A 5570-nucleotide genomic window follows, 5' to 3' on the forward strand; every position below is an offset into this window, starting at 1 on the left:
TCGACCGCTTCTGCCCCGACCTCGTCAACGCCCTCACCGGGCGCACCGACGCCGAACGCGTCCTGACCGCTCTGCACGGGCAGAACGCCTTCGTCGAGTACCTCGGGCACGCCTGGTTCCGTCTCCACCCGCTGTTCGGGGAGATCCTCCGCGCCCAGCTCCGGGTGCGCTCCCCGGAGCTGGAGGCCGAGCTGCATCGCCGTGCGGCACGCTGGCTGCGGCGCTCGGGGTCCCTCGGCGAAGCGCTCGGCCACGCGACCGCGGCGGACGACTGGGAGACCGCCGCCGGCGCCCTCATCGGGGATCTCGCCCTGGGGGAGGTCTTCACCGGCCCGCACTCCGTCGGTCTGACCGAGCTGTTCTCCCGGATGGGACCCGAGCCGGCCGGTCCGGCCACGGACATCGTCCGCGCGGCCTGCGCGCTGTCCCGTCACGAGGTCGCACGGGGCTCCGACCTGCTGCGACGGGCGGTACGGTCCCTGGCGTCGCAGGCCGGGTCGGCGCAGGACGATCCGGCCGACCTGGCCGCGGCCCGGCTGAGCTGCGCCCTCCTGGAAGCCCTGGTGGCGCGCCTGACGGGTGCGCCGGGACGGGCGGAACGCGCGGCACAGGTCGCCGAGCAGGTGCGGCGCGCAGTGCCGGGCACGCTCCTCGACGCCCACCCCGAGCTGATCGCACTCCTGCTCACCCATCTCGGCTCGGCACGCCTGTGGGCGGGCCGTGTCCACGCCGCCCGAGCGGCCCTGACCACGGTGGTCGACTCCGACGGGACGGGAGCGACGGCGCAGGCGCGCCGGGAGTGCCTGGCCCACCTGGCCCTGATCGACTATCTGAGGGGCTGGCCGGGCAGGGCCGAGCGCAAGGCGTGGGCGACGGTGACCCCGGCGGACCGCGGCGGCCCGTCCCCGGCCCCCGGGCCGGGACTGGCATCGCTGGTCCTGGCCGCGGTGGCGGTCGAACGCGACGAACTGGACCGGGCCCAACAGCTCCTCGACGCGGCGGTGGACGCACGGCACCCGCCGCCGGACCCGGTGACGCAGGCGGGGCGGGCCATCGTCACCGGGCGGATGCTGCTGGCCCGCGGCGACACGCAGGCCGCACTCGACGTGGCGGACCGGACCGTCATCGCCGACGTGGCGTCCCCCTGGGCCGAAGCGCACGCGGCCTCCGTGGCCGCGGCCGCCCACCTGGCCGAAGACCGGCCGGAGGCGGCCGTCAAGCTGCTGGCGGACGCGCCCGGTGACGAACCGGTGTGCCTCGTGGGGGCCGCGCAGGCGGAACTGGCCGCGGGCAGACCCGAGGCCGCGGCCGAACTGCTGGACAGGATCCGGGCGCACGGTGACGTCGGCCCCGCCGTCACCGTGCGGGCCGCACTGGTCGGAGCCCAGCTGGCAGGCGGCGACGGAGACCGTGCCGCCCAGCGCGAACTGGTCTCGCGGGCGCTCCGGGAAGCCCGCCGCGAGCGGCTGCGGCGCCCCTTCGCGGACGCCGGGCCGTGGCTGCGCACCCTGTCGAGGGGCGCACCGGCCGAGGACCGGCTCCCCTGCGGAACCGGGAGGCGCCCGGCGCGCGGCGGCCGGCGGCCGGCGCCACCGCTGGTCGAGGAGCTGAGCGAACGGGAACGCGACGTCCTGCGCCGGCTGGCGCAGATGATGTCCACGGAGCAGATCGCCGCCGACCTGTACCTGTCGGTGAACACGGTCAAGACCCACCTCAAGAGCGCCTACCGGAAGCTGGCCGTCAACCGGCGTCACGACGCGGTGCGCCGGGCGCGGGACCTGGGGCTGCTGTGACGGCGCGCGCCGCGGGCGGAGGCCGGCCCGGCCGTCGCCTCCGGAGCGCTACCGAGCCACACCGTCCCCCCTCGCCCAAGGGACCTCACTCCGGCGTGCCCCGCCCCTGGCGCCGGAGGCCGGCGCGCACGGCGGCCGTGAGCACGCGTACGGCGAGGCCCACGATCAGCAGAGTGCATGTCATCTGGCACATCACCAGCACCCTTCCCGTCCGGGAGACCGCGAAGATGTCACCGAAGCCGACGGTGGTGAACGTCGTGAACGTGAAGTACAGCGCGTCGGTCCTGTCGAGGTGCTCGTCGAAGGAGCCGGGCACGGCGCGTTCGAGCAGGTAGTAGCCGCTCGCGAACAGGACCAGGTACAGCGACACGGTGGCGGACACGGCCTCGGCGGCCTTCAGTCGCGGCGAGGGCGAGCGCTTGATGAGCCACACCTCCCATCCGAAGAAGAGGCCGGCCGCCACCAGACCCCCGACGAGGGTGACAGCGGTGAGGTCCCCGCCGTGCCAGTCCAGCGGCAGCAGGTAGTAGGCGGTGACGAGGCCGGCCGCGACACCGGCCGAGCGGAGGACCGAGACGGCCGTGGCCCAGGGACCCGGCCGGAGGGAAGGTGCCGGCGCCTCCGGCGGGACCGGTCGCTTCCCGGGAGTCAGTGGACCGCTCATCCGCCACCCTCTTCGTCCGCTGTGCGCAGGGCCGGCCGGCGGCCCCACGAACCCACCTCACCGTGCCGGTCCCGCACACGGATCACCCGCCGTGGGTGACCCCACGGCCTCCGGTCGGCGGCACCCTGGCCCGGTGAGAAGCCCTTTCCCGGCCCGGGCCCCCGACGCCGTCGACGACACGCCCCGCGAAGGAGGACCATGGACCCCGGCACCGCCTCCGGACCGGCCGGCGCGGACCCGCCCGCACCGGACGGTCACCTCCTGACCGCCGGCGAACACGCCGAGTACCTGCGGCTCCGCAGTGCCGCGCGTCAGCGCCACCGGCGCCTGCGCCGACTGGGGGCATCGGTCCTCCTGGTGCTCACGCTCGTGCTCGCCCCGCTGGCCGTCGTCGCGGTCTGGGTGCACGACACGGTCGCCGACACCGACCGGTACGTGCAGACCGTGGCGCCGCTCGCCTCGGAGCCGGCCGTCCAGGACGCCCTCGTGGACCGGCTGACCGAACGCGTGGTGAGCCAGGTCGACGTCCAGGCCGTGACGGCCTCGCTCACCAAGGTGCTGGCGGACAACGGAGCGCCGCCCCGCGTGGTCGACGCGGCCGGGGAGCTGACCGGTCCGCTGCGCTCGGCCCTGCGGACGGTCGTGCACCGGGCCGTTCACCGCGTCGTGGCCAGCGATGTCTTCGAGCAGGCCTGGGTGGCGGGCAACAGGCGGGCACAGTCCTCGGTGGTCGGCATGCTCACCGGACAAGGGCAGGGAGCGCTCCGGGCGCAGGGCGACACCGTCCAGCTCGACATCGGGGTGGTGGTCGACCAGTTACAGAAGCGCCTCGTGGAGGCCGGTTTCCAGCACGCCGCCGCGATCCCGCAGATCGACCGTTCGGTCACCCTGTTCCGCACCGGCGAACTGCGCAAGGCGCAGAACGCGATGCGGCTGCTCGACATCCTCGGTGTGTGGGTTCCGGTACTGGCCCTCGCCGCGGCCGCCGCGGCCGTGTGGACCGCCCCGGGACACCGGGTGATGCTGATGGTCACCGCCCTCGGCGTCGGCGCCATGATGGTCGTGCTGCTCGTGGCGCTGATCGTCGTACGGCGCGTCTACCTCGACTCCGTCCCGCCGACCACGTTGCCGCCCGACGCGGCGGCGGTGATCTACGACACCTTCGTCCGTTTCCTGCGCGACAGTGTCCGCACGCTGCTCGTCGTCTGCGTGATCACGGCGTTGGCGGCCTGGCTGTACGGGCCCGGCCGCGCGGCCCGGGCCGTGCGGTCCGCGGCGCGCAGGGGCACCACGGCGGCGGGGCGGGAGCTGAGCGGAGCCGGGGTGCACACCGGTCACTTCGGACGGTGGCTGGCCACTCACCGGTCATGGACCACCGGCGTGACCATCGGGGCCGGTGTCCTGGCGCTGGTGCTGTGGAACCACCCCACGGTCGGCGCGGTGGCGCTGGTCCTGCTGCTGGTCGTGGCCGTGCTCGCCGTCACGGCGGTGCTGGCCGCGGCGACGGGGCCGGTGCCCGAGCGGGACGGCCGGCCGGCGTGACGGATTCACCCGCAACGGGTGAGGCGGCCGTGGTCCGCCCCGCTCACGCTGGGCGTACGGAACGGCTGCCGGGACCGGCCACGCGGACGGAACCCCGTGCGCCGCGGCGCGCCGAAGACGGCGCACGGCACAGAATCGAGGTGGCACGATGCCCGCCGCACCCACCGCGTCCACACCCACCGCGAAACAGCAATGGGCCACCGGCCTCACGGTCTTCGCCGCGGTCATGCTCGTACTCGCCGGAATGATGGACATCTTCCGCGGCATCATGGCGATCGCGCAGGACGACGTCTTCCTCGCGACCCGCGGCTACGTCTTCAGGTTCGACCTCACCGGCTGGGGCTGGATCCATCTGATCCTCGGCGTCGTCGCGCTGCTGGTGGGCTTCGGCCTCTTCGGGGACGCCCGCTGGGCACGCATCGGCGGAGTCGCCATCGCCTCGCTGGTCATCATCGCCAACTTCCTCTCGCTGCCGTACTACCCGGTCTGGTCGATCGTCCTGATGGCGTTCTCCGGGTTCGTCATCTGGGCCCTGTGCGTGGGGCGGCGAGGTGCCTCCGGCCTGTCCGACTGAGGACCCGGGTGCCGGGGCACGGACGAGGGCAGCGCGATGATCGTACGGATGGTGTCGATGCCGGAGGGGGCCACCACGCGCCTCTCCGTGGCCGAGGCACGCCAGCGCCTCGACCTCGATCCGTTCCTGCTGCTCGACGTCGAGCAGTCCGCCGAGGAGTGCCCGGAGGACGGATCACTGGCCCGTCGGCTCGGGCTCGACGCCGAGCAGCTGGCCTGGTTCGGCCGGAAGGGAGAGGCCGCGCGGGCCGAATTCCTGGGCGACACCGCCGGTTTCGTCGTTCCGGTGGTCCATGGGGGCCGGATCGTCCATCTCCACGTCCTGGCCGGTGAGCGCTACCTGGTCGTCTCCCACCGGGAGTGGGCCGCCCTGGCGGAGGACCTGACCACGCAGCTGCGCCGGGAGAAGCCGCGCGATGCCGTGGCCACGCTGTTCCTGGTGCTCCAGGAGGCGCTGGCGACGTTCCGCCGCGCCACGGTGAGCGCCCTGCTCCAGGTGGAGGAGCTGGAGGACGAGATGTTCGCGCGGCGACGCCCCGAGCAGGTCCACCGCCTGTCCCGGCTGCGCCGCCGGGCCGCGCAGCTGCACCACTCGCTGCTGCCGTACTTGCAGGTGGTCGAGGAGATGGTCACCCGCAGGATGATGAGCCGCGACTTCCCGGTGGAGCGGCAGCGGCTCGCCCAGGAGTTCCAGCGCGCGGCCCGGCTGGTGCTCGCGGACATCGAGTCCCTGCAGGAGGCCGCCCGCCGGGCCTTCGCCAGTTACGGGTCCCTGATCGCCGGCGAGCAGAACGGTGTGATCAACCGGCTGGCCATCGTGTCCGTGATCTTCCTGCCGCTGTCGTTCCTGACGGGCTTCTTCGGCATGAACTTCGCCTTCATGACCAACGAGTTGGAGAGCAGGGTGGTCTTCTGGCTGCTGGCCATAGGGCTCCAGGCGTGCGTGCTGCTGGTCTGCCTCTACGTGCTCCACCGCACCCGCGCCTGGCGCAGACTGC

The 5570-nt window shown here is 73.8% G+C and carries 5 protein-coding genes; 4 read left to right on the forward strand and 1 reads right to left on the reverse strand.

Annotated features, from left to right (window positions below; genetic code table 11):
* Positions 1-1793: winged helix-turn-helix domain-containing protein (locus IE312_RS00230; RefSeq protein ID WP_229898782.1), on the forward strand; the 1793-nt coding region annotated here is incomplete at its 5' end.
* Between the two features lie 85 nt (positions 1794-1878).
* Here IE312_RS00230 and IE312_RS00235 read toward each other — a convergent pair.
* Positions 1879-2457, reverse strand: a complete 579-nt coding sequence (locus IE312_RS00235) for an ion channel (protein WP_189977092.1) — start codon at positions 2455-2457, stop codon at positions 1879-1881.
* Positions 2458-2655: 198 nt separating this feature from the next.
* Here IE312_RS00235 and IE312_RS00240 point away from each other — a divergent pair, with 198 nt between their 5' ends.
* The 3 genes from IE312_RS00240 to IE312_RS00250 all read left to right on the forward strand — a co-directional run.
* On the forward strand, positions 2656-3999 hold the full coding sequence (locus IE312_RS00240) for a hypothetical protein (protein ID WP_189977094.1): 1344 nt from the start codon (positions 2656-2658) through the stop codon (positions 3997-3999).
* Positions 4000-4147: 148 nt separating this feature from the next.
* A complete protein-coding gene (locus tag IE312_RS00245) occupies positions 4148-4573 on the forward strand; it encodes a DUF7144 family membrane protein (protein ID WP_189977096.1) in 426 nt (141 codons plus the stop codon).
* 48 nt (positions 4574-4621) lie between these two features.
* Positions 4622-5570 (forward strand): CorA family divalent cation transporter (locus IE312_RS00250; protein ID WP_229898784.1); only part of this gene is annotated, 949 nt, incomplete at its 3' end.

The sequence above is a fragment of the Streptomyces capoamus genome (assembly GCF_014654935.1).
Classification (GTDB): domain Bacteria; phylum Actinomycetota; class Actinomycetes; order Streptomycetales; family Streptomycetaceae; genus Streptomyces; species Streptomyces capoamus.